The sequence below is a fragment of the Pedobacter lusitanus genome, from assembly GCF_040026395.1.
Classification (GTDB): domain Bacteria; phylum Bacteroidota; class Bacteroidia; order Sphingobacteriales; family Sphingobacteriaceae; genus Pedobacter; species Pedobacter lusitanus.
In genome coordinates this window covers 5825565-5851354 of record NZ_CP157278.1, presented here as the reverse complement: position 1 = coordinate 5851354, position 25790 = coordinate 5825565, and the positions used below count along the sequence as shown (strand labels likewise).

19 protein-coding genes are annotated in these 25790 nt (G+C 40.0%); 10 read left to right on the top strand and 9 right to left on the bottom strand.

Annotated elements, in window-relative coordinates; translation table 11 throughout:
- Positions 1-5: 5 nt before the first annotated feature.
- Positions 6-431, bottom strand: coding sequence for a MarR family winged helix-turn-helix transcriptional regulator (locus tag PL_RS25180; RefSeq protein ID WP_052495958.1), 426 nt, complete (start codon positions 429-431; stop codon positions 6-8).
- 164 nt (positions 432-595) lie between these two features.
- On the opposite strand from PL_RS25180, the gene PL_RS25175 reads away from it, so the two are divergent.
- Complete coding sequence (locus PL_RS25175) at positions 596-880, top strand: DUF1905 domain-containing protein (RefSeq protein ID WP_041877383.1); 285 nt, start codon at positions 596-598, stop codon at positions 878-880.
- Positions 881-882: 2 nt separating this feature from the next.
- Here PL_RS25175 and PL_RS25170 read toward each other — a convergent pair whose 3' ends face one another.
- From PL_RS25170 to PL_RS25145, 6 genes are all read right to left on the bottom strand, one after another.
- Entirely contained in the window at positions 883-1866 is a 984-nt protein-coding gene (locus tag PL_RS25170) for a Gfo/Idh/MocA family protein (RefSeq protein ID WP_041877384.1), read from the bottom strand.
- Between the two features lie 132 nt (positions 1867-1998).
- Complete coding sequence (locus tag PL_RS25165; protein ID WP_052495959.1) at positions 1999-3813, bottom strand: IucA/IucC family protein; 1815 nt, start codon at positions 3811-3813, stop codon at positions 1999-2001.
- 9 nt (positions 3814-3822) lie between these two features.
- Positions 3823-5193: a lysine N(6)-hydroxylase/L-ornithine N(5)-oxygenase family protein gene (locus PL_RS25160; RefSeq protein WP_052495960.1), complete on the bottom strand. Its 1371-nt coding sequence runs from the start codon at positions 5191-5193 to the stop codon at positions 3823-3825.
- Positions 5194-5206: 13 nt separating this feature from the next.
- Positions 5207-7660 (bottom strand): GNAT family N-acetyltransferase, encoded by a 2454-nt coding sequence (locus tag PL_RS25155; RefSeq protein WP_041877385.1) that lies wholly within the window; start codon positions 7658-7660, stop codon positions 5207-5209.
- Positions 7605-9146, bottom strand: coding sequence for a pyridoxal phosphate-dependent decarboxylase family protein (locus tag PL_RS25150; RefSeq protein ID WP_052495961.1), 1542 nt, complete (start codon positions 9144-9146; stop codon positions 7605-7607). The genes PL_RS25155 and PL_RS25150 overlap by 56 nt, the downstream gene beginning before the upstream one ends.
- 365 nt (positions 9147-9511) lie before the next feature.
- Positions 9512-10627 (bottom strand): PepSY-associated TM helix domain-containing protein, encoded by a 1116-nt coding sequence (locus PL_RS25145; RefSeq protein WP_041877409.1) that lies wholly within the window; start codon positions 10625-10627, stop codon positions 9512-9514.
- 96 nt (positions 10628-10723) lie between these two features.
- Between PL_RS25145 and PL_RS25140 the strand changes: the two genes are divergently transcribed.
- From PL_RS25140 to PL_RS25120, 5 genes are all read left to right on the top strand, one after another.
- A complete protein-coding gene (locus PL_RS25140; protein ID WP_082035765.1) occupies positions 10724-13156 on the top strand; it encodes a TonB-dependent receptor in 2433 nt (810 codons plus the stop codon).
- Positions 13157-13411: 255 nt separating this feature from the next.
- Positions 13412-13834, top strand: a complete 423-nt coding sequence (locus tag PL_RS25135) for a secondary thiamine-phosphate synthase enzyme YjbQ (RefSeq protein ID WP_041877386.1) — start codon at positions 13412-13414, stop codon at positions 13832-13834.
- 115 nt (positions 13835-13949) lie between these two features.
- Entirely contained in the window at positions 13950-15080 is a 1131-nt protein-coding gene (locus PL_RS25130) for a GNAT family N-acetyltransferase (RefSeq protein WP_041877388.1), read from the top strand.
- Positions 15081-17453, top strand: coding sequence for a mechanosensitive ion channel family protein (locus tag PL_RS25125; RefSeq protein WP_041877390.1), 2373 nt, complete (start codon positions 15081-15083; stop codon positions 17451-17453).
- Positions 17454-17537: 84 nt separating this feature from the next.
- Positions 17538-19106, top strand: a complete 1569-nt coding sequence (locus tag PL_RS25120; protein WP_052495963.1) for an MGH1-like glycoside hydrolase domain-containing protein — start codon at positions 17538-17540, stop codon at positions 19104-19106.
- Positions 19107-19136: 30 nt separating this feature from the next.
- Here the strand turns inward: PL_RS25120 and PL_RS25115 are convergent, their stop codons facing one another.
- Positions 19137-20339, bottom strand: coding sequence for a glycosyltransferase family 4 protein (locus PL_RS25115; protein ID WP_041877393.1), 1203 nt, complete (start codon positions 20337-20339; stop codon positions 19137-19139).
- A gap of 527 nt (positions 20340-20866) precedes the next feature.
- A complete protein-coding gene (locus tag PL_RS25110; protein WP_348620639.1) occupies positions 20867-22351 on the bottom strand; it encodes a PLP-dependent aminotransferase family protein in 1485 nt (494 codons plus the stop codon).
- 67 nt (positions 22352-22418) lie between these two features.
- Between PL_RS25110 and PL_RS25105 the strand changes: the two genes are divergently transcribed.
- Genes PL_RS25105 through bioB form a run of 4 tightly spaced genes read left to right on the top strand, consistent with a single transcriptional unit; the run spans position 22419 to position 25782 of the window.
- A complete protein-coding gene (locus PL_RS25105) occupies positions 22419-23024 on the top strand; it encodes a hypothetical protein (RefSeq protein WP_041887160.1) in 606 nt (201 codons plus the stop codon).
- On the top strand, positions 23025-24152 hold the full coding sequence (locus PL_RS25100; protein ID WP_041887159.1) for an aminotransferase class I/II-fold pyridoxal phosphate-dependent enzyme: 1128 nt from the start codon (positions 23025-23027) through the stop codon (positions 24150-24152).
- The gene (gene bioD, locus PL_RS25095) at positions 24122-24790 is read left to right on the top strand and encodes a dethiobiotin synthase (protein ID WP_235324739.1); all 669 of its coding nucleotides are present in this window, start codon (positions 24122-24124) and stop codon (positions 24788-24790) included. The genes PL_RS25100 and bioD overlap by 31 nt, the downstream gene beginning before the upstream one ends.
- An 11-nt stretch (positions 24791-24801) precedes the next feature.
- A complete protein-coding gene (bioB, locus tag PL_RS25090) occupies positions 24802-25782 on the top strand; it encodes a biotin synthase BioB (RefSeq protein ID WP_041887155.1) in 981 nt (326 codons plus the stop codon).
- Positions 25783-25790 lie beyond the last annotated feature (8 nt).

Genomic DNA, 25790 nt, shown 5'->3' with positions numbered 1-25790 from the left:
ATGTTTTAGCTTAACTTTTCAATCAGCTGCCCCAGCACTTTTCTGGCGATTTCCAGTTCATCCTTTTCTATATCGGCCGTAATGCCGGATAAGAAAGTGTCCAGTAAAGGCAGAACGGTCTTTTCCAGTTGCCGCCCACTCTGCGTAAGCATAATATTCTTATTTCTGGCATCTGAGGTATCACTGATTCGCTCTACCAGTTTTCTCTTTTCCAGATTATCAATAATCTTGGTAATTGATCCCTTATCCTTAAATAACTGATCTGCCAGATCCTTTTGCTTCTGCCCTTCTTTTTTCCAGATCAGGCGGAGTACGGCAAACATTTCGGATGTGAGATCTATATCATGCTGTATCAATAAAGAATTGATTCTTAAGCGGTAAAGACCTAAAGCCTGTGAAATTAACAAACTAATTCTGGTACGATCTTCCATAGCTAATTCTATTACAGAACAAAGTTAGTGTAAATTAGTTGAATATTCAACTAATTTACACTAACAAAGAGCTCTGACGCAATCACCCCTGTATAAAGTCATGAACAACACCTGCTGTCACCGGATAACTGAATTAAATTTGTATAGTAAATAACTCTAAAGACATGAGCACTTTAAACAAACAATTTACAGCTACTCTGCTGAAAAGTCCGGACAAAGGCGGATGGACCTATGTCATATGGCCAGACTCCGTTTCATTTTTCAAAACCCGTGGTCTGGTAAAAGTTAAGGGCACCATTGAGGGGCACCCTTTTCAGAGTTCATTTATGGCATTGGGTAATGGGACTCATAAACTTCCCATCAAAGCCGAGATAAGGAAACTTATCCATAAAGAAGAAGGCGACAGCGTCAGCATCTGTCTGGAAGAAAGGATCGAAAATAAGGTTTAACCCTATTTTTTAGTAAACTGATCTATGATTTCCATTACCGTCAGCCCATCTTCACCAATGCAGGGATTAAGCCCTTCATTTGAAAAATAGCGTACAGTAGCCCCGATCATAGGTTCCTGCACATGCTGTAGTGCATCAAAATCAAATACTTCAGTTACCCCTTTCACGGTAAGCTCAATTTTACCGGGGCCAAAAACAGGAAAAGTTAATGTTCCTGCCGATCCGGTAAGGATGCACAGATCTTTTTGTGCTCCCTCTGGCATATCAAAACACCAGGTTCCATTAAAAAATACATTGTTTTTAAATTTAAGCATTCCGGTCACCAGATCATCTGCCAGGTATAAACCGCCCTGATTTGCTGAAATTCCTGCAGCTTTTTCAATGGGTCCGAAAAAATACAACATCAGATCGAGCTGGTGCGGAGCGATATCATGAAAAAGACCACCACCAGCAATAGCAGGATCCAGACGCCATTGAATTTTTGGATCAGCCAGTTCCTTCTCTGTCAGTGAGGGCTGTAAATAGGTTAATGTAACTAGTTTAACATCGCCAATGGCACGCTCATCGATCAATGCTTTTATTTTCTTAAACACGGGCTGTTCGCGGCGATAATGTGCTATAGTCAGCTTTCCTTTGTAAGCTGCTGCTGCTTCAACCATTCTTTTTCCGGAATCTGCATTTACCGCCATTGGTTTTTCAACATAAACTGACTTACCTGCTTTTAGTGCCGCAATGGTCAGCTCTTCGTGCGATAAAGGCGGTGTAGCAATATATATCGCATTAACTTCAGGATCATCGATCAATTCCTGCGTATTGCTGTACCATTTTGATACCTGGTGTCTTCTGGCATAATCCTCTGCTTTGTCAGGATTCCTGCTCATTACAGCTACCAGTTTTGAACCCGGAACCTTGCTAAAGGCCGGCCCGCTTTTCACCTCTGTTACATCTCCGCAACCAATCATCCCCCATTTTATTGTATTCTGCATTTTATTCAGTTTAACTGGTAAATATGGTAAAAATCTGTCTGCTGTAAAGGTCTAAAAAACATAAAGCGTATAGCAGCTGTCAATATTGAACAGCCACTATACGCTTTTTTGCAGATCGCCTTCCGGCAAAAATTAAATGGTTTGCGCTGTATCCTGCACCGCTAAAGCAGCTGGATTAACCAAAGTTCCGATCACTTCCGGAACTGGTACATCAGTACTTTCACTATAGCCATGGGTCAGTAAACGTACACGGTTAATACAAACACGTGCAAATTCAGGCACAAACAGGTCAAATTTTGCAAATTTAGCAGCCAGTTCAGGATTCTCATCCTGGAATTCCAAAATAGTATTGGCAACATTTTTCCAGAAATATTCTTCTTCCAGACCGACATAAGAATGGAAAATATTACTCAGATATCTGAATACCGCATCAAAAATTCCGGAAAGAATAAATAACGGAGCCAGTTCATCATCAATTTCTCTTAAGACATTAACCAGGTCTTCAGGTAATTTTGCTTTTGATTCTTCAGTAAGTACAATTTCCTCAACAAAATCTTTAATAATGATGCGCTGTGGTACATAATCCTTCATGACCAGAATTGTGTTTTCTCCATGCGGGCTGAAGAAAAAAGCGTGCTTATAGAAAATTCTTAATATCGGCTTAAGATAGGCATCCAGATAAGCTTTAAGCCATTCACCAGGTGTAATACCCGATTTTTCAATCATCGCTCCTACTAAACTATTACCTTCATCATCAACATACAGCAGACTCGCCATCGTCATAATCTTTTCTCCTGGCTGCAGATAGTTCTCTGCACTTTCTCTCCAGATTACCCCTAAGAATTCCTGATACTGATAAGGAGATTGCGGAATCGCACTATATTGCGGATGCGTATAAGCAGCAGTAGCTACCTCTCCCAATAAAACAACCTTAGTTTCTTTCAGATAAACATCTCCATCGAGCATATCTTTTGCCCATTGTGTTACTCTTGGCGCAATAGCCAGTTTTTTAGGAGATAAGCCTCTGAAAATTGACGTATTTAAAATAGAAATAGCCGTTTTAACATAATGTTTACGCGGATTACTGATATTGAAGAAAGTACGGATACTTTGCTGACACATATACTGATCATTTCCTAAAGCCAGCGGCACTACATACTGACTGGCAATATCATGAGCCAGCTGCAAAACAATTTTATTGTTCCATTGCCATTCATGTACCGGGATAAAAAGGTAATCATCCGGATTCAGATTTTTACCGCTTAATATTTCATTAAACTGGCTAATCTGTTCAAAACCCAGCTCATCTTCATAAAATGCGGCCATATCAATAGATGCCAGAGATTTAAAGTCTGCACGTAATTTATGAACCGCCAGCCAGGCCAGCTGAGTGGACTGTCCTGCTTCAGGAGCATATTTTCCCTGATCACTATGATTAAACCCGATGCGGCCTTTATTAATTGTTGCCCATGGATGTCCGTCCATCTGATGCTCTATAGTCTGATAATCAGCATCAGCAAGCTGATCAGCAGTTAAACGTCCTTTTTCATGAATATAAGCATCAGCATATAAGGTGTTTAATGTTTCTTCTACGAAATGAGCAAGTGTAAACGATTTCACACCGAAAGTCTCCTGTGTTTCCGTAAAAAATGCAGGAGCATTGTTTAAAGGAACGGCTACACCGTCTGCAAACTTACGCAAAGACTCTTTCTGGATATGCCAGTAGTCCAGCATGCGGTGACTTGCAGAAAAAACATAATAGATATTTTCATGATCAGTATTTAAACGAAAATGAGTCAAACCGGATTCATCAGTACCTGTAATTTCAGGTTCAGCCAGCTTTTCGTGCATTAGCTCCACTATGGCTTTAGCTATATAATTTAGATTAACTTTATCCCAAACCGCTTTTTTAAGCGGTTTTATTTGGTCAAAATGATTGTAATTCATGTCAGGTTTTTAAATATTGATCGTTGCTGATAATGTGTTTGTTCCGGTCTCAAGAATATCTTTAAGTGGATTGCAGGGCTCATCAGTTGCTGCAAAACCAAAAGACTGGAAGGCAATTTTTTTCTCCACGATATAAGCTTCTCTGCCTAATACCGTATTAATGATTGAAGAATTCCGGTAAGCCCCCATTCCCAAATCGGGTGTAACAAAACCATGGGTATGCAATTCTGCATTCTGCACAAAAATTTCGTTGCCATTGCCATCGATAGAATAATTACGGCCTACAGCATATAAGTTATCTTCATTCCGGGAAATACGATGATTGATTCCTTTTAAGAAATGAGGTTCTTTGTATTTATATCCTGTTGCCAATACGACAAAGTCTGTTTGCTGAACAAATTCTTTTTCTACTTCTGTATGGTAAAAATGAAGATTGGAGCGTCCGTCTGCCGTAGTTGTAATGTCGTTCAACTGGCAGTTCGGGCTCAATTTCACGTTAGGCTCTTCCCCACCTACACTCAATTCATAGAGTTTATCAAAAATCTGATTAATCAAATCATAATTAATCCCTTTGAACAATGAATTCTGCTTACTCAAAACCTGTCTGCGTTTTTCATCCGGTAAATTATAGAAATGATCTACATATTCGGGAGAAGTTAACTCGAGTGTAAGTTTCGAATATTCCATAGGGAAGAAACGATCCGGACGGGTAAACCAATTTAATTGTAATCCGTTTTCTGTTTCCGGTAAAAGGTCATAGAAAATTTCTGCGGCACTTTGTCCCGATCCGATAATACTTATATTTTGCTGGTTTAATAGTTCACGTTTATAATTCAGATATGCAGAAGTATGAATAACCTGAGGATTTTTGCCAGGCTCAACAAAATCCGGCATCTTTGGTATTGTTCCCGTACCTAAAACCAGTTTACGGGTATAATAAGTCTGTTTTTCTAAACTCCGCTGATCTTCTACGATTAGTTTATAATATTGTTCTGCCTCATCATAGTCCGTACTGAGTACTTTCTGATTAAACTGGCAGGAAGGTAACTGCTCAATTACCCATTTGCAATACGCATTATACTCTTTACGTAAGATATAGAAATCTTCCCTGATATAGAATTTGTACAAACGGTCAGTTTGCTTCATAAAGTTCAGGAAGCTATATGGACTTGTAGGATCTGCAAGTGTAACCAGGTCAGCCATGAAAGGCACCTGTAAAGTTGCATCACTCAGCATCATACCAGGATGCCAGTTAAAAACTGACGCCTGATCGAAAAATATAACCGACAAATCTTCTAAAGGTGCTGCCAGAGCGGCCATTCCCAAGTTAAAGGGTCCGATACCAATACCTATAATGTCGTAAATCTTTTGTGTTTTCATTTATTCTCAGAATTTATATTCCGGCCACCTGGCCCAATAATGCGACATCTTTACTCTCAGGGAACTTTTCCCAATACCATTCACGATAACAAAATGTAAGATTTGCATCTTTAGTTGGCATTTTTATAATACGCTGGAACCTGAATCCCAATCTGGTTACGAAAATATGCATGGCTCTGGACTCCACAGCCGCCTCACCAATACACTTTCCTACCACAGGATTCATAAATACCAGATCCATGATCATCTGTCCGATACAGAAGCTGAATTTTTTGTTTTTATCTGTCGGTGCAATTAATAAATGTGCACCATAATCTGTTGCCAGAGCTTCATAATAGGCCCCTACTGTATCACGCATAGGCCAGTACGGTTCTATGGTAAAAGTTGGTTCTCCATTAATTTCTCCAATAATACTATGGGAGTGATCGCTTGGTATCAGCGTGCGGTAAAAGGTTTCCAGATCTCTGATCGGGCCATCCATTTTCCAGATAGGTTTGGCATGTTCCTGATTAAACCAGTCATGTACCATTTCCAGATCTCTGTCCACATCAAATGAACGTAAAGAAATAGTAATGTCCTCTTTAGGGAAATATCTGCTGTATATCACCTCACCAACCTTAGGTTTGATCAGATTATCACAGAAGAAATACTTATTCAGCGGATTAGGATAGTCCCTATAGATTGCCGGATTATCAATCGGCGCACTGGCTTCATCAATATTATACAGATTCGTTAACAGGTTTCCTTTCACTTCCCAGCTTCTGCTGTTGATTACATAATCAACAAAACCAGTAGTATCTGATTCTTCAAACTGCTTAAACTCAAGGTATATCAGATCGATCAATGTTCTTTCATCTGCCAGTCCGTTACAGCCCAGTGCATTGACAATACCTAATAAATTGTTAATCAACAGATAGTAAGTATATTTTGGAAAAATATAAGCTTCAGGAACAATAGACCCGCTTTCATCAGCTATACCAGGCAGATACTTTGCAAGCTCTTCTGCCTTACCTTCTCTGAAAAAGAAGCCCTGATTATCTCTGAAATACAGTTTTGCAGGAAAATTCTGACTATCCAGCTCAACCATAACGTTCTGCTGATGAAATTCAAAAGCCATTCCATACTTATTGAAAATCCCTATAACAGGCCCTACGCAGATATGAAGATATTGTTTGAACCAGTTAATAGCTACCTGATCTACCGGTTTATTTTTATGTTTTGCTGCCTGTCTGATAATATTTGCCATTCTGGGATTTTCACCCAGCAAACCATCCTGACAAAGCGCAGCAAGTAACGTTACGTTTTTATCTGCAGCTTCACCTTTAAATTTATTGTGACGGATGCTCGTATTAAAACCATCAATCACTTTTCCCTTATAACTTACCGCAAAAAATGCAGGATCTGTTATAAATTCAATTTCAGGAAACTCCTTTTTCAGAGATTTGCCCAGATCTGTTTTTAACAAACGACTTACGTCATAGCCGCGATGCAGCTCTCTGACTAAATTAACACGCTCCGAATTAGTAATTTTCACATGCAGCGAAAATTTATACATCCAGTCACTTTCGCGGTTATATACTGTACGAACAGAAGAAGTAGGTGTATATAGAGGTCCCCAGTTACCCAGGCTATACAGTAAACCTTCTTTTTCCATCTCTTTCACTTCAGGCTGATTCAGCAGATAGCCGGCTTCCCATGGATGCATGGGCAGTACTTTCCATCCCGGATGACGATCCAGTAATTCCCTCACCTGATGAGTTTCAGGAACAGCATTCAGCAATTCCTTTTTAAAAGTGCCGGTAATCTCAAATCCCTCTGCATTTTTCTCTGTCACCTGATCTGGTGCCACCAGAAAATACGCCAGCTGGAATTCTCCTGCAGTTTCAGGAGAATATTTCAATAACTCTTCATCATTCTTAAATCCCATCCTGCCTTTTGTCAGCGGATGTGAATTGTGTCCAAGAGCCAGAGATTGTTCTGCCTCAATGAAGCTCATGTATTCTTTATTAACGAGCTTTCCTGTACGATTAAAGTATTCCTGATATTTGGTCAAATTATCTATACTGTTCAGTAAACGTGATTTGACGAGTTCAGCATTAATTCCTGAAAATTCATCCTTAGCAGATAAAACAATCAGTTCCATAAAACGCAGCGCATCTATAGGCCTGATTTCATCAGTATTCAGATTACGCTCTATGACCGGAAAATTAAAGACGTGTCTTCCGCTTTCTGCATAATGTTTTAATGGAGCAAATACTTCAAATCCAAATTCAGAAAAGTCGAAGCGTAAATGTAACTCGTGACCTGTCAGTTTCAAATAGTCTGCCAGAGGCTGATCATACCGGGGAATTCCCTGATAGCGGCTCCAATTACTAAACTCCCGGCAATAACTATTTAAGAGAGAATTGAAGTTAATTTCTCCAGAATTCTTTTGTAGTTTTATTAAACTGTAGGTATTCGTTTCCATGTTGTTTGATGATGTTGAAGATGTTTTTAACGTGGTCAATTGTAGTCAGGGGGTTAAGCAAAGTAAATTTGAGATAGAATTGTTTATTAATTTTAGTGCCTGCAACCAGTGCTTCTCCTCCGTTGAACATACTTTTTTTGATAAACTGGTTCATTGCACAAAGGTCTGCCTGCCCGTCTCTCGGGTTGTAGCGGAAAACCAGTGCACTGATATCAGATTCGTTCATCAGTTCAAAAGAAGGATCTGCCTGGATCATAGCAGCTATCTGTGCTGCTGTATGAATGATTGTTTCAAAATAACTTCCTAATTTTTCTTTCCCCATCATTCTCAGTGTAAACCAGAGTTTCAATGCGTCAAAACGACGGGTAGTCTGAATAGATTTATTTACCTGGTTTGGTAAACCGTCATGATCATGATCCTTAGGATTCAGATAATCAGCATGATGGGTAATCAGGCCAAAAAATTTCTTGTCTTTAATTAAAAAGGCGCCACTACTTACCGGCTGGAAGAATGATTTATGATAATCAACTGTTACAGAATGTGCCAGTTCAATACCATTGATTAATTTACGGGACTTACTGGTTAACAGTAAACCGCAGCCATAAGCTGCATCCACATGGAACCAAAGGTCATATTTAGCACTTAAACGTCCTATTTCCTTTAATGGGTCAATATTACCAAAATCGGTAGTTCCTGCTGTACCTACTATAGCAATCGGGATATTTCCCTGTGCAATTTCTTCTTTGATTGCATCTTCCAGCAAGATAGAGTTCATTCTGAAACTGCGGTCAGTTTTAATTTTAACCACTGCTTTTTCTCCCAGTCCTAACAGAGATGCATTTTTCTGAATACTGAAATGAGCCATTTCAGAGACAAATATTCTGAAACGGGAAGCCTCGGCTGGTAAACCATCTTCCTTGATATTGTGATTTAAGAGTTTAAAGGCATAATGATCTCTGGCAAGTAATAAACCCATCAGGTTACTTTGTGTACCGCCACTGGTAAAGATTCCATCAGATAATGGACCAAAGCCAATCTCTTTACAGGTCCACTCAATCAGTTTCTGTTCCATTAAAGTTCCGCCGGCACTCTGATCCCAGGTATCCAGGGATGAATTGATAGAAGAAATCATAACTTCTGCTGCAATCGCCGGAATAACAAGCGGACAGTTTAAATGAGCAATATATTCCGGATGGTGGAATGCTACCGCATGGTTTGTATATAAATTCTCTACTTCGTTCAGTAAACTATCATAATCCTGCAGGGGTGTATCAAAATCTACCTTAGCAAATAAAGGGCGAAGCTCTGCCGGGCTTACACCACTGAATGGTTTTTTATTATTGTCAAGGAAACGCTTAACGGCCATACTCACCTTTCCTATAGCATCCAGATATTCTTCCTGATTGTCATGATGAAAAATATCCCTTTGGATATTACTTTCCAATAATGTTGTTAATTGTTCTTCTTGTAGGTTGATTGTAAGCATATCGATCTTAATTATTCACGGTTTTTATATAATTGAGGTTATTAACAAGCGTGTTTACGTGCTGCACAAATAGATTAGCAGGATGCACATTTAAATCAGAAAAAGAGGAACCAATAAGAGCGAAAACAGGTTTTAGAATCCTCTTCTTCATTACAGTTTAAATTTCTCCGCTAAGTAAGATGTTATTTAGAACAATTACAAATTATATTTAGACTAATTACCGATAATGTTGCAATTAACTGAAATTCAACTACATTCTAATATTAAATTTTAAGACAAATCATTAATACTTTTTTAACATAGCTATTCTGACCAACAGGATTAAGCCTGATCAGTAATAAAATACAAAAACACACCCGTAGCCTTCAGACTTTATCAGCCAGAGCTTTTCTTTTGTCCTTTCTCTTCCCTCTCCAGAATAGAAAACCGGTTACAGGTAGTGTTGTGCAGATCAGGCTGGACAGGAAAGCAATAATTTTTCCGGGCAATCCTAAAATCTGTCCGGTATGGAGATCATAAGACATTTCATTTAATTTTAGTCCATTACTTTTATGGCGATGAGCCAGTTCTTTTACCAATTCCCCATTATTGCCATTAAAGTAATAACGATCACTTTTATAATAGAACAATGCCTTCTGATAAACAGTTATATTCAATAAGCCTGATCCTTTTTCGACCGGTGCGATCAGAAACATATCAGATCCGGGAGAACGTTTTACACTTTCCAGGAATGAAATGTCCATTAGTTTAGCAGAATCCAGTGCTTTGGTAACTTTAATTGCCGGAAGTTTCTCTTCAAATTCATAGCTGGTACCCAGATTAACAGTTCTGTTCACGCCCTTTTTTAACCAGTCATAGCTGATGGATAGTCCGGTAAATGCGACAATAAAGGCGATTAAAAATGCATAAACTCCTAAAACACTATGCAAATCATAATTGACTCTGCGCCACTTTCCATTGAGTTTGATAGTCAGCGCGCGTTTCATCTGTGTTTTTCTTTTCGGCCACCAGATAAACACTCCGGTAATCAATAAAGCTAAAAATATAAAAACAGAGACACCAACGACCATTTTACCGATTGGTCCGGGTAATAAAAGATAGATATGGATAAACTGAACAATTGTAAAAAAATCCTTGCGCAGATTTTGATCATGGAGCACAGCTCCGGAATACGGATTGATATAAACCGTATAAAACTGTCCCTTCCCTGTTAAAAAGATCACCGCTGACCGGTCCTTACTGACATAGACTATTCTGCCTATCTGGAGTTCAGGATGAACTTTTTGTGCGATTGCACTCAGTGCAGAAGGCAATAGTACCGCCTTTTGCTGTACTTCTATTTTACGCCATGGTTCTGTTGCATCTCTTATTTCATCCTGAAACACATACATACAACCAGTAATACTTACAATAAAAACGACCAGCCCGGAGGTTAAACCTAACCACCTGTGTGCAAGACGAGCAATTTCTTTAATGTTCATTTTTAAAATTTGATCAAAAATATAAAAATATAACATTGTTTGGAATTAATCCAAATAAATCTTTGCTTTGCGCAATCAAACAATAAAAAAACACACATGAGAAAAAATCTATACTTAATTTTACTTCTTTTAATTGCCTTTGCAGCAGGTGCTAATGCACAAACTGTAAGCGGAATTATCAGTAATAATACCGAACCGCTAAGCGGTGCAAATGTCAAAATTGAAGGCAAAAAACTGGAAACCAGTACTGATAAGGACGGTCATTTCGAATTAAAACTTGAAGCAGGTTCTTACAACCTGATCGTCAGCTACATTGGCTATAACCCAACCATTCAGAAAATAACACTGGCTAAAGATCAGAACCTAAGTCTGAATCTGTCCCTTAATCCAAGTAACACTATGGATGAAGTTGTTGTTGTTTCTTCCCGTAAACCAAGTAAAGTGAGTGAAATTCCAGGAACTGTCTGGATTATTGATAATCAGCGTTTACAGGAGCAAATCAGAGGAGGTATAAGTCTGAAAGAAGCTCTGGCAAGACTTATTCCAGGTCTGGATGCCGGTCCTGAAGGCCGTACTAATTTTGGTCAGAACCTGAGAGGCAGAAATGTACTGGTCATGGTAGATGGCGTTTCTTTAAACAGTACCAGATCAGTTAGCAGACAATTTGACTCGGTTGATCCATTCAATATTGAACGTATTGAAGTACTATCAGGAGCAAGCTCAATCTATGGTGGTGGTGCAACTGGCGGTATCATCAATATTATCACTAAAAAAGGACAGGCAGGTCCTCCTGCTTTTACGACAGAAGCAGGTGTACGCAGTGGTTTACAGCAAAAATCAGATCATGATGTTCGTTTCGCCCAATCTATTTCAGGTGGAAATGAAAACTTCAAAGGAAGAATCGGAATCGCTTATCAGAAAAACAATGCTGCTTTTGATGCAAATAACAAGCAGATTTTTAGTGATATCACACAAACAGATTTACAATACAACCAGTCTTTTGACATTTTCGCCAATACAGAATTCAAATTAAGTCCTAAACAGACTTTAAAAGTAAATGCACAATATTATAATTCAGGTTATACCGGTGATAAAGACCTGTACCTGGGCAATAATTATGAAGCTTTATTTACCAAACCAGGATTACTGGAAATGAGAAATGGCTTTACTTCTTCAGTAACGCCAAAAACCACACGTGCATCTATCAATGCTGACTATCATGCCGCTGATATTCTGGGTGGTCAGGATCTGTATATCCAGGCATCTAGCAGAAATGAGAAATTCAGCTTCCACCCTTTCCCTGCACAGGTTGTCAATAAAGCAATACCTGGCGGTGGTTTCCTTTACAGTGGTTCTACTGTTCAGAGTACCCGCTACAGTGCAGCAAAATTAGTGTTGTCAAAACAATGGTCAGCATTCAACTTAACTTACGGTGTTGATGCGGATAACGAAGCATTTGTAGGTAATCAGACTATCTTTGACAGAGCACTGGCAGCATCAAGTGGTGGAATGATCAATAACGGAATAGCTACCGTTCGCCGTTATCCGGGTGTTAACATCAACAGCCTTTCAGGTTTTATGCAGGCACAATGGAACCTGACCAGCAAACTGACTTTATCAGGAGGTGTCAGACAACAGAGACTGTATGTAAAAGTTGATGATTTTGTTGGTATTAATGCTCAGGCCCCTATCATTTTTGGTATTGGTAAAACGGCTACACCAATTCCTGGCGGCAAAAGTCATTACGATGTAAACCTGTTAAATGGTGCATTAATCTATAAAATATCTTCTCCTGAGCAGGTATGGGTTAACTTTGCTCAGGGTTTCAACCTGGCTGACCCGGCTAAATACTATGGACAGGGTACTTATGCCTTAAATGGAACAAACTGGGATCTGGTTCAGGGAAGCAGTGTAGCCACTACTCCATTGACAGGATTAAAAACAAACCAGCTGGAAACAGGATGGCGTCACCGTGGTAAAGTAGTAAATGCACAGGTATCAGCATTTTATTCATGGTCAGATAAAGACATGAAAACATCTACTACCTTTGCTGTAGAATTAATCGACCGTAAACAACGTAATTATGGTGCCGAAGCTTCCGTGTCAGTTAATCTTCCAAGTGGATTTGAAATTGGCGGTAATGGTTTATATATCAAATCTCAGTTCAAACAGGATGATTCCTGGAAAGCTCAGGACATTGCCAATGCAAGTCCGTCAAAAGCTACTGCATTCATAGGATGGAGTAACAAAGCAATAGGATTCAAAGCACTGGGCTTCCGTTCATTTGATGTAAAAGACAATGCTGATAATAAACTGAAAGGATATACCACTTTAGATCTGTTGGGTCATGTTAAATTACCTCTTGGAACATTATCATTTGGCGTACAGAATTTACTGAACAAAGAATACCAGACTATCTGGAGTCAGCGTGCACAGGTTTTATACAAACCATTAAGAGTTGCTCCTGAATCATTAAATTACTTAGGCAGAGGACGTACCTACAATTTAAGTTACACCATTAACTATTAACAGCTAACTGCCCCGGTCTGAAAAAAGATCCCGGCAATAGTGATTAATTATAGAATTAAGTTTAAAAGGCTGGCCGATCAATTGATCGGCCAGCCTTTTTTTTATGATTTTCCTGAGATAAAACTGAATATTCGCTATCAAATTATAGCAACCGGATATATTATTCTTTAAAATTTTCGTTGTTAATGATAAAATCTCTACTCAATCCGGTAGCTTAGTCAGGGTTAATAAAATCAGCAGTTTTAAATCAAAAAAATGAAGTTTTACCAGCATTCCATCGTCCTTAAAGAAAGAAAAAGAGGCTTTCATCTGATTACCACTGATATTCTTGATGCCTTTCCCGAAATACGTGAACTAAAAACCGGTATCTGCCAGGTCTTTATTCAGCATACCTCTGCTTCACTTACGATTAATGAAAATGCTGATCCGACTGTCAGACATGATTTCGAAATATTTTTCAATAAGGCAGTCCCGGAGAATGATCCGGATTATCTGCATGATGAGGAAGGATCTGACGATATGCCTGCCCATTTAAAAACAGCTCTGCTGGATACTTCCCTGATGATCCCGATCCGGAACGGAAGATTAGCCCTGGGTACCTGGCAGGGAATTTATTTATGTGAGCATCGCAATTACGGTGGCTCCAGAGCAGTTATGCTGACTGCCTGGGGAGAATGATCTGATCAAAATACTGATGAATTATACAAGCTATTATGCATTTGAATATATTTGGAGACCGAAATACAAAATCGGATTATAAACAGGTATAAACCTCTCCATTCAAATTGTTCATATGAAAAAAATAATTGCGGTAAAATCAAAAAAAGAACTAAAAACATTTATTGATTTTCCACATGAGCTATACCAGCATGATCCAAACTACGTCCCGGAACTGTTTATTGCACAAAAAGATTTATTAACCACACACCCGTTTCACAAACATTCTTCCCTTCAGACCTTTTTGCTTTATGACGGGGATAAAGTTACCGGACGTATTGCCGCTATCTTAAATAATAACCACAATATCGCCAACCAGGCCAATGATGGTTTTTTTGGCTTTTTTGATTGTATCAATGATAACGAAAGTGCTTCATTGCTGATCGCAGAAGCGGAGAAATGGTTAAAAGAAAAAGGAGTGGAAACCATTATCGGCCCTGTCAATTTTTCTACCAACGAATCCTGCGGATTGCTGATTGAGGGTTTTGATTCTCCACCAGTAGTGATGATGCCATACAATGCCTCTTATTACCCGGCATTACTCGAACAAACCGGACTTTCCAAAAAAGTAGATCTGATTGCATGGAAATGGGATGGAGATAATTATGATGACCGTTCAGTACAATTACTTGAAAAACTACAGGATCGGTTAAAACGAAGTAATATCACGATCCGTAAGATCAATATGAAAAAATTCAAGGAGGAAGCAGAAAACCTTCGTGAAGTTTATAACAAAGCCTGGGATAAAAACATGGGTTTTGTACCATTGAATGATGAGGAATATGATTACCAGGCAAAAGATCTGAAAATGATTTTAGATCCTGATTTTTGTCTTGTTGCAGAACAGGATGGAAAGATTGTCGGCTTCGGTGCGGCCATACCAGATATCAACGAAATTCTGATCAAAATCAAAAAAGGAAGATTATTTCCTACCGGTCTGTTTAAATTGCTGATGAACAAAAAGAAAGTATCCGGAATCAGAATTTTACTGCTGGGCGTTATAGAAGGTTACCGTAAACTGGGTATCGAAGCTTGTTTATACGGCAATATTATCAAAGCCTATAAAGCTAAAGGATTAAAGTATGCAGAAGCATCCTGGACACTGGAACACAATGACTTAGTAAACAACGCAATCAAGGCAATCAAAGGTGATCCCTATAAAAAATACAGAATTTACGAAAAACGTATTCAAACCACAAAGGTATAAATGAAGATCAGCAGCTCTTTTTCAATTGCGCAGCGTCCGGGATTTTTAATCCTGCTGATGGTGCTGTTTTTTAATAGCACACAAATTTTAGCGCAGCAGAAAAAAGCTGTTAAAAGTACCAGTGATCTCTCCTACCTGACCGACTCAACTGTACTCAACCGAAGCGATTATCTGCTTCGCCTGGGTAAGGTATTTGAGACAATTAACCAGGTTGAGGTAACCACTTCTTCATTTTATCTGCTGGAACCCATAGCAGGACACCTGAAACAGGACGAAGCGGCAATTGCCCTTTTAAAAAAGCGTCTCAGTCAGGGTGACAGAACACTTAATGTCCAAAACCTGCAGATGTATCAGACGCTGCTGGATGAACTCGAGACTAACAACGTACGTTGTCTGGCAGATCTGCAGGATTATGAAAAAAAATTAAACGGACTTAAAACGCAGATTCTTAATCTGCGAAAAGATACTGTACTGATGAAAATATTCAGAACAGATTCTTTAAAGAGAAGTTTTAAAACAGAGTTTGCAGAGCTGGGCAAAAAACGGATAATTATGGATAGCCTGATTAAATCCAATACCAGCTTAATCAACAGTCTTCAGGCAAGAACATCCGCCAACATCATTAATATCAGAGAATTAACCTATACTGCAGACAACCAGCTCGAATCTGTAAGTATCAAAGCATTCAGCAAAGAAAGACGGTATCTCTGGGAATCTGTAGATAAAGCAGCCAATAAAAAAGTAGACTTTCAGCGCTTTATGGAAAGTGAGCAGCAGGTTTCCGGCTATTACTTTGAATATACCCGGGGCAGCCGTTTTTTACTGATAGTTTTAGGCGCCGCTTTTTTCTTCTGGTTGTATTTTAATTTTAAAAGTCTGAAACAAAGAAATAGACTGGACTCTGTAAACCACCTCAATTTCACATTTGTAAGACCTAAACCTTATCTGATCAGCCTGATTTTCATACTCACGCTGGCTCCTGTTTTTGACCTCTTAGCACCTGCACTCTATATAGAAACCATCCATGTATTACTGGCATTCAGTATCACAGCACTGTTTTTCAAAAGACTGCCAAGGGATATTTTTTACAAATGGTGTATTTTTGTTGTACTGCTGGTTTTTCCGATAATCCTGCGTTCACTGGGAATGCCTGCACGTTACCAACGCTGGTTACTGCTGATATTTGGTATAGCTTCACTGGTTTATGGCTTATACAGTTACAAGATTTTAAAAGAAAAAGCAGTAAAATACAGATTACTTAAAAGTGTTGGAATCATTTACATCATTTTTAACTTCCTGGCTATTATCTGTAATTTATTTGGTCGTTTTACGCTAACCCAGATTTTTTACAGCAGTGCTGTCAACTCTGCATTACATGCTATATCATTGATTATCCTTGCCGGAATGATCACAGAAGCCTTTTTACTGCAGATCAAAAGCAGCAGGGTCAGAAAAGACTATCCTGAGCATTTTGACTGGGAGCCTGTTGTCAAAAGTCTGCGTGGCTTATTAGGTATTGCAGTATTTCTGATCTGGCTGACGCTGTTACTGGTTAACCTGAACATCTTTGATAGTTTGTATACTTCGCTGATCGCCTTTCTGAATGAAAAACGCCAGATAGGAACCCTTATATTCACTTTCTGGGGTATAGGCCTGTTTCTGATTATTATCTGGATAGCCAACTTTCTGCAAAAATACATTGCTTACTTTTTTGGTGACACAGGTGATGACTCTCTTGATGACAATAAAAGCGAGCGTTCTAAACTGATAGTAACCAAATTAATTTTGCTCATAGGCGGCTTTTTAATCGCTGTAGCAGCTTCTGGACTTCCGCTTGACAAGATCACCGTCGTGCTGGGCGCACTGGGCGTAGGGATCGGCTTAGGGCTTCAGAACATCGTAAGTAATTTTGTTTCCGGTATTATCCTTATTTTTGATAAAACCGTACGTATTGGTGACGTAGTTGAGATCAGTGATAAAAAAGGCAAGGTAAAAGAAATCGGATTACGTGCAAGTACCTTACTGACAGATGACGGAGCAGAAATCATCATCCCAAATGGTGCAATTTTATCCAATAACATTATCAACTGGACACTGACCAATAACCAGATGCGTGTGGTCATAGAGTTTTCTGTGAGCAACCCTTTTCAGCGGGAAGAAGTAACAGAGACTATCAAAGAAATCATTGCCACCCATGATAATATTTTCGTGGCCAAAGAACCTAAAATCATCATTATTCCAAAAAACAAGAACAGCAGCGGAATTAAGATCTATTTCTGGTGCAAAGACATTTCACAGGCAGAGAACACAAAAAGCAGCATCAATTCTATCATTTTTGACGAACTCGAAGCAAAAGGTATAGAAGTTTTATAAGTTAATGCCGAACAGACTGTCGAGGACAGTTGCTAAGCATCAGTTTAGTTACTTTGAAAAAATCAACTATAACTTATAAATTCTATGAAACCAGTAAATACATTGTTGTTTACTTTAGGCGTGCTATTGCTTTCTAAAGCGGCCAGTGCTCAGCATTATGCAAATACCTGTATCCCCAACACCCTGGTGGAACAAAATATATTCATCAAAAAAAATGCGGACAAAACACCACCACCAACATTTGAAAGCAGCAAAGCAAAACTCCCTGAACCATTCTGGCCTGAAAGACAAAATGTAATCCGCTGTTACTGGAAAGCATGGGAAACAGCTTTTTCAAATCTGCATGGTGCAACCTCCGAAAATGGCTTTATCAAGCCTTTTATTGATCCAGCGTTTAACCAGCATATCTTCATGTGGGATACAAGTTTTATGGTATTATTCGGCCGCTATGGTCATCACGCTTTTGATTTTCAATCCAGCATGGATAATTTTTATGTCAAACAGGAAAAAGATGGATATATCTGCCGTGAAATATCAGAACTAAACGGGGATAAACTTTTTGAAAAATTTGATGTATCAAGTACGGGCCCCAATATTATGCCCTGGGCAGAATGGGAATATTTCCAGAACTTCCATGACATGGAACGGTTAAAAAACGTGTTCAGCCCACTTCTGGCTTATTATCAGTGGTTCAGAGATAACAGATCATGGCCTGATGGTTCCTATTATTCCAGTGGATGGGGTTGCGGAATGGATAATCAGCCCCGATTGCCGGCTGGCTATTCCGGCCAGTTCAGTACAGGTTTCATGTCCTGGATTGACACAACCCTTCAACAAATTTTTGCTGGTAAAACACTGATAGCAATGGCCGAAAAATTAAATCGTCAAAACGAGGTGAAAGATATCGTAACCGAAGTCGGCTTCCTGACCAGTTATGTACAGCAGCACATGTGGTCTGACAAAACCAGTTTTTTTTATGACCGTTATCGCGATGGAAAACTCTCTGATGTAAAAAGTATTGCAGCATACTGGGCTTTACTTGCAGGTGTTGTGCCAGATCAGCATTTAGCAGACTTCACAGCCCATCTGGAAAACCCTAAGGAATTTGCCCGCCTGCATCGAGTACCAACCCTTTCGGCAGATGACCCGGGTTATAGCGCAGATGGCGGATACTGGCGTGGTGGCGTCTGGGCTCCTACCTCGTATATGGTATTAAGAGGGCTTACGCAATACAAACAGGACTCCCTTGCCTTTGTTATAGCAAAAAATCATTTGGACAATGTAGTTCAGGTCTTTGACCAGACCGGATCACTTTGGGAAAATTACGCTCCTGATAAAGTTCTGGGCAAGGATCGTAAAGATTTGGTTGGATGGACTGGCCTGGTCCCGATTTCAGTACTTTTTGAATATGTATTTGGCCTTAAACCTGAAGTGCCGGAAAATATGATTACCTGGGACATACGCTTAACAGACGAGTTTGGTGTCAAAAAATACCCCTTTAAAGAAAACGGACTCCTTGACTTTTGGTGTGCTGCAAGAAAAAACAATACAGATAAACCAAAAATCAAGATTCATTCCAATATTCCTGTTGTAATTAAATTGCAGTGGAATGGGGGGAGCCAGATACTGAATATCAAACCAGATAAGAAATAAGAGACACCAAACCTGATAAGTATTAAGACATTAAGACCTGTTTTCCGGCTCCCACAGGTCTGAACACCGGTTAAAATAATCATTTACAATTTCCAGCGAATAATCCTTCAGAAGTGATTCTTTATATTTTGCTGCACCAATATTCAAATGATTATATATCAGGTTCTCCAGACTTTTAACAATTTTATCAGCTCTGTACTCTTTGGTTACTTTTCGTTTTGCAGATGCAGATAGTATCTCTCTTATTTTTTCATCTTCATACAGAAAGACAAGCACATCAGCAATCCTGTCTTTATCACGCTGTACAACAAAACCTGTCTGTCCATTATCAACCAGCTCAATCTGTGCATTATCCCGATCTAAAGTACTGATAGTCACAACAGGAAGACCCACGGTCATCGCTTCGGCGATGACCATTCCAAAGCTTTCTCCTATTCTGCTTGCAGCAAGAAAGACATCCATAGCTTTGTAATACATTAATAGCTGCTTAAAATCTGAAGTAGTATCAAAAACAATCAGCTTGTCCAGGATATTCAGCGCCGCGGCATAGGCCAGAATTTCCTGAGTTGCCCCTACCAGCAGAAACTTTGCATTACTAACTCTTTTTGCAAATGCTGCAAACCCATCCAACGCAATGATGTCAAACTTAGCAATATCCGCACGACCTATCCTACCTACCACAAAAGCCCCCTGCAAATTATGCTCCTGCTTAAACAGTTTCAGCTGACTATCAGATGGTAACAGACTATTAATATGCTTCACATCAACAGGATAGGGTAATGCCTTTCTTTTTGACGCAAAATTATCTTCCAGATGACTGTCTCTGAACATTCTGCGGATCAGAATCATTTTTGAGATAAACAAATCGTAATCCACAAGGTCATAGAATGGAGAATGATCATATAATCCAAAAACATTGGTCATCAGCACAAGCTTTGGTTTGTTTGCTTTCACTACACTAAATATTTCCGGAGTCAGCGTACCATCCCCATGCCAGTGAAACACATCTGTTTCACGAAGCAATTGTGCAAGCTTAACCATATCACCATTTAAAATCATCACATTGATTCCAAGATCCTGAATCAGTTTAACCCTGGCTCCACCTTCCCTGACTCCTACTACAGTAACTTCAAAATTTTCTTTATTGAGAAACTTACTGATTAATTGAATCGTGTATTCAGTACCGCCTAAACCAAGTTCATTTCCGGCTTCGATGATCTTTATTTTTTTCATTGCCCTTACAATTATTTTTAGTGATTATTGTTAACCAGGTGCCTATCTCCAATCCATTACCAGGCAGTAAAATCAGCATAATTTCAACTGGTTTTTTTCGTCACAATTTACAGACTTTGCGGCAGGCAGAAAGGGTCAGATGTCCCAAAAAAGAGAACACCGCCGGAGACATGTTTAAGGTATGCTAGAGTTCGGGGTTGGTATAGGGTTGGTATACCCCAGGGGTATACCAACCCTATACCAACATCAATCACTTACAGCTCTCTGGCTCCTCCGTTTTCCGGGAGCATAACCAGGAGCTGATCCGGATTTCCCGCAGCTGATCTGACAGGATAAGTCAGGAAAACCGGCTTTCTAAAGAGGAGCAGATTACCACTACATCTGTCATTTAAACGGTAAAATACGGCAAGATGAAACCTTATCTTTAAAACAAAAGAATAAATTCATATAAAATCCAAAATAACATTGAAAAACAGCAGATTAAAAAATTAATACTATCAAATGATAAGTCAATATTTTATCAAATTTTAACTCTCTTTTACTGCCTGGCTAAGTATACTCACAGCCTCTTCCAGCTCCCCCGAATTCAGATTTCCAAAGCCCAGTCTCATGGCCGTAAAACTATCAGTCTGGTACAATAATTCCTGAGGAAGATGCAGATTTCTCTTCAGACAATTTTTACTGATCCGCATCAGATTCAGCTGGGGATTCCATTTTGTCCAGACAGACAATCCTCCTGGTGGAGAAGAAAAACTCAGCTCCTCTCCCAGATGTTTTTCCAGTAAATCTGCAAAAACATCGCGGCGTTCCTGATAGATTTTCACTGCCTTTTTAAGGTGTCGCTGAATCTCTTTTTCCTCCAGTAATTCGGCCAGTGCCTGCTCCATCAGCATGTCGCCCTGCCTGTCTACCAGCCTGCGGAATTTGGCCATTTCCCGGATCAGATTTTCCGGAGCAATCAGGTATCCTGAACGAAAACCAGGGGCCAGGGATTTACAGAATGAACCGATATAAACTACCATCCCATTGGTATCCGCACTGGCCATCGGTAACACAGAATTACCGTTATAATGAAAGTCATAATCATAGTCATCTTCCAGAATAATGAAGCCATAGGTTTGTGCCAGCTGCAATAGTTCCACCCTCCTCTCAGCACTTAAAGTCACTGTAGTTGGATAATGATGATGAGGAGTCAGGTATAACATCCTTATTTTTTTTGTTTTGCAAAGCTCTCTGATGGCCTCTACAGAAATCCCATCAGCATCAACAGGTACAGAAATTATTCTGCCTCCTGACTGCTGAAAACACATATTAGCCAGATAATAACTTAAATCACCTACAATAACCAGATCACCGGGCTCAATCAGCATACTCGATGCCATATAAATACTCATATGAATCCCCCTGGTTGTCAGAATATTATTCTTATTGATATGCAGTCCTCTGGTATTATTAAGGTATGAAGCCAGTGTTTCCCTGAAATATTCATTTCCCTCCACATGAGAATAGCCGAAATGCTTATAATTCGTTTTGCTTTTTAAAATTCCGCCATAAACCTTTGATAATCTTTCCAGTGGAAGCAATCGGATATCAGGAAGACCATCATTGAATTCCAGCCCTGCAGCCGGCCCTACAGTTAATACATCCAGCAGAATACTTTGTTTAAAACGATAACCGGTCTCGGAAGGATAACTGGTCAGAAACTTTTCATCATAAGATTGCAGGGCGATATTCTCCTGCGGCCCCTTATTTCTCACAAAAGTCCCCTTATTTGGCCTGATTTCAGTCCATCCCTGAGCATCCAGCTCATCATATGCCGCAATTATCGTTTTCCGGTGCACATTCAGGGCTTCCGACAAACTACGGGTTCCCGGCAGCTGAACTCCGGCTAAAAGCACCCCTCTTTGTATCGCATTGATCATTTGATGGGCTATCTGAAGATATACCGGACGATCTAATGATCTGTCGATATGGATAACATTTGGAAAAGAAATCTGAACCGGACTACTCATAAACTTAAAACTGGTACACACCAACTATCCGGCAAGGTAATACTTTTGACTCAAACAAATGAAATCAATGGAATTAGAAACGCTTCTTGAACATATAGTCAGTGATGATCACACCCATGCCCGTTTCCTCAACACCCTGTCTTTACAGGAGAATATAGGGGCCAGAAAGATCTCAGCGAACGAAAGACCTGAAACAACCAGCTATATGGTTTTAAAACATGCTGCAGAAGAACACCGGCATGCTTACTATCTGAAAAAACAAATTGACCGGCTAAATATAGCTACCTGTCCTACCTATGAACCGGACTACCTTCTTGCACCCTACAGCAGTAAATACTACCTGAACAAGCTGGATCTGATGACCAGCCGTTATTTAAAAGACACGCTGCAGTTATCTGGCGCCGAACTGAAATTTGCTGCCTACCTGCTGGTTACCTATGCTATTGAAGTACGCGCAGATCTTATTTACCCTGTTTATCAAAAGGTATTAAACCAGCATAAGAGTAAAGTAAGCGTCAGGTCAATTATCATAGAAGAACAGGGACACCTGGAAGAAATGACTGCACAGCTTAAAAATTTCTCCACAACCTGGGAAACCCATGCAGAAAACATCACTACTATAGAAGCCGTATTATATAGCAACTGGATTAATGATTTAGCCCAGACTATATAGATGAAGCACGGCGCCAATGATATGATGTCTGAAAAAATAAGCAAAAGAAAAGCGGATTCGACTTTTCGTAGTCTTCAGTATGAGAATGACTTACACGATTTCAGTTCTAATGATTATTTAGGTTTCGCACGCAGTGCTGAATTGCGCCGGTTAGTTCATGAAACACTGAAAGAACATCCGCAAATACTTTCCGGTTCTACCGGTTCAAGGTTACTCAGCGGCAACACAGAGTTTGCCGAACAACTGGAAAAAGAAATAGCCGGCTATCATCATGCGGCAAATGGATTAATCTTCAATTCTGGTTACGCAGCCAATTCTGCTATTTTTTCCTGCCTGCCTCAAAAAGATGATACCATTATACATGATGAGCTTATTCACGCTTCAGTTATTGACGGATCAAGATTAAGTTATGCCACCAGAGTAAAATTCAGGCATAATGACCTGGAAGACCTGGAAAGAAAACTCAAAAAAAGCACAGGGATCTGTTATGTAGCAGTTGAAAGTATTTATTCAATGGATGGCGATCAGGCCGATCTGGCAGGGATTTCTTCACTTTGCCAGCTATATCAGGCACATTTAATTGTTGATGAGGCACATGCTTTTGGCGTAACAGGTACCGGCCTGGTAGATCAGCTGGGAATCCAGGACACAGTATTTGCACGCCTGATCACTTTCGGAAAAGCACTGGGTTTACATGGATCAATTATATTAGGTACTGATTTACTGAGAGATTACCTCATTAACTTCGCGCGCCCCTTCATATATACTACCGCCCTGCCCTATCCACAGCTTTTAGCTATCCAGCTCACCTATAAACACCTTTTAACTCACCCGGAGCTACAATCCAGCTTAAAACATAAATCATCGCTCCTGAAGGCTAATTTGCCGCAGCAGTATCAATTGCCATGCAAGGATAACCCCGGTGCTATACATTGCCTCGCTCTTCCGGGCAATGATCAGGCCATCAGATTTAGCAGGGCTCTGCAACGAAACGGGTTCGACGTTCGTCCTATTCTGAATCCTACAGTTCCAAAAGGAAAGGAAAGATTGCGGATTTGTATTCATCTCCATAATACCGATCAGGAAATTCTTCAATTATGTCATCATATCAAACTATTGAGTCAATAAACTATATGTATAACAAGCCCTTATTTATCACTGGAATTGGCACTGAGGTAGGAAAAACCATAGTCTCAGCCGTGCTGACTGAACAATTACAAGCCGACTACTGGAAACCTGTACAAGCCGGTGATCTCGACAATACGGATACCTTCAAAGTCAAACAGCTGATCAGTAACAGCAGAAGTATTTTTCATCCTGAAACATTTAAATTCAACATGCCGGCTTCACCGCATCGTGCTGCAAAGCACGAAGGTATTGAAATACGCCAGCAGGACTTCGTGCTGCCTGAGACCAGCAACCAGTTGTTAATCGAAGGTGCAGGAGGGCTATTTGTGCCACTTTCCTACCGTTTTCTGATGATTGACCTGATCCGTCTGCTGGGAGCTGAAGCTGTATTGGTCACCAGAAATTACCTGGGCTGTATTAACCATACGCTGCTTAGCATACACGCTTTACAGAGCAAAGGAATTCCACTAAAACATCTGGTGCTTAACGGAGATTTCGATTTTGACACCCTTAATATGCTGCTACACCATCTTCCCAGGAATTGTACCTGGAGCAAACTACCGGAATTTACCACAATTAACAAGGATGCTATTGCCAATGCACCTTTTCAACTAAGCCCCACTCCAATCACCACTTAAATTTAAATCGCATGAACAATAACACAACTATACGCAATAACTGGTCTATCCAGGAAATAGAGGACATCTATCATCAGCCGTTGCTGGAACTGGTATACCAGGCTGCAACGGTACATCGCCAGTGGCATAAAGCCGGAGAAGTGCAGGTTTGCACCTTACTATCAGTCAAAACGGGCGGTTGTCCCGAAGACTGTTCCTATTGCGGTCAGGCGGCCCGTTACCATACCGGAATTACCGTAAAGGCACTGATGTCTAAAAATGATGTGGTTGCCATAGCGCAAAGAGCTAAAGACGCAGGCTCATCCCGTTTTTGTATGGCTGCTGCCTGGCGCGAAGTAAGGGATAACAGAGATTTCGAAAACATCCTTGAAATGGTACAGGGCGTCAATGAGATTGGCCTGGAAGTTTGCTGTACCCTGGGAATGATTAACGAATCACAGGCCGCCAGACTACAGGAAGCCGGCCTGTATGCCTACAACCACAATCTGGATACTTCAAAGGAATATTATCAGGAAATTATCAATACACGTACCTATGATGACCGGTTATCCACCCTGAACAATGTCAGAAAAGCAGGAATTTCTGTCTGTTCTGGTGGAATTATCGGGCTGGGGGAAACTCATGCAGACAGAATCAATATGCTGCATACCTTATCAAATTTACCACAGCATCCTGAATCTGTACCGGTAAATGCATTGGCCAGAGTAAAGGGAACTCCTCTGGCGGATTTACCAAAAGTAGATTCATGGGAGATGGTCAGAATGATCGCCACTGCAAGAATCCTGATGCCAAAGGCAATGGTCAGATTAAGTGCCGGCCGTGCCGAAATGAGTACCGAAGAACAGTCCTGGTGTTTCATGGCCGGAGCCAATTCTATCTTCACCAGTGAGAGTGAAGAACTGCTGGTCACCCCAAATCCAAGACTGGATGATGACCGGAAAATGTTTGACCTCTTAGGTCTAAGACCTATGCAAAAAGAAAATAAAAATTAATAACCAGC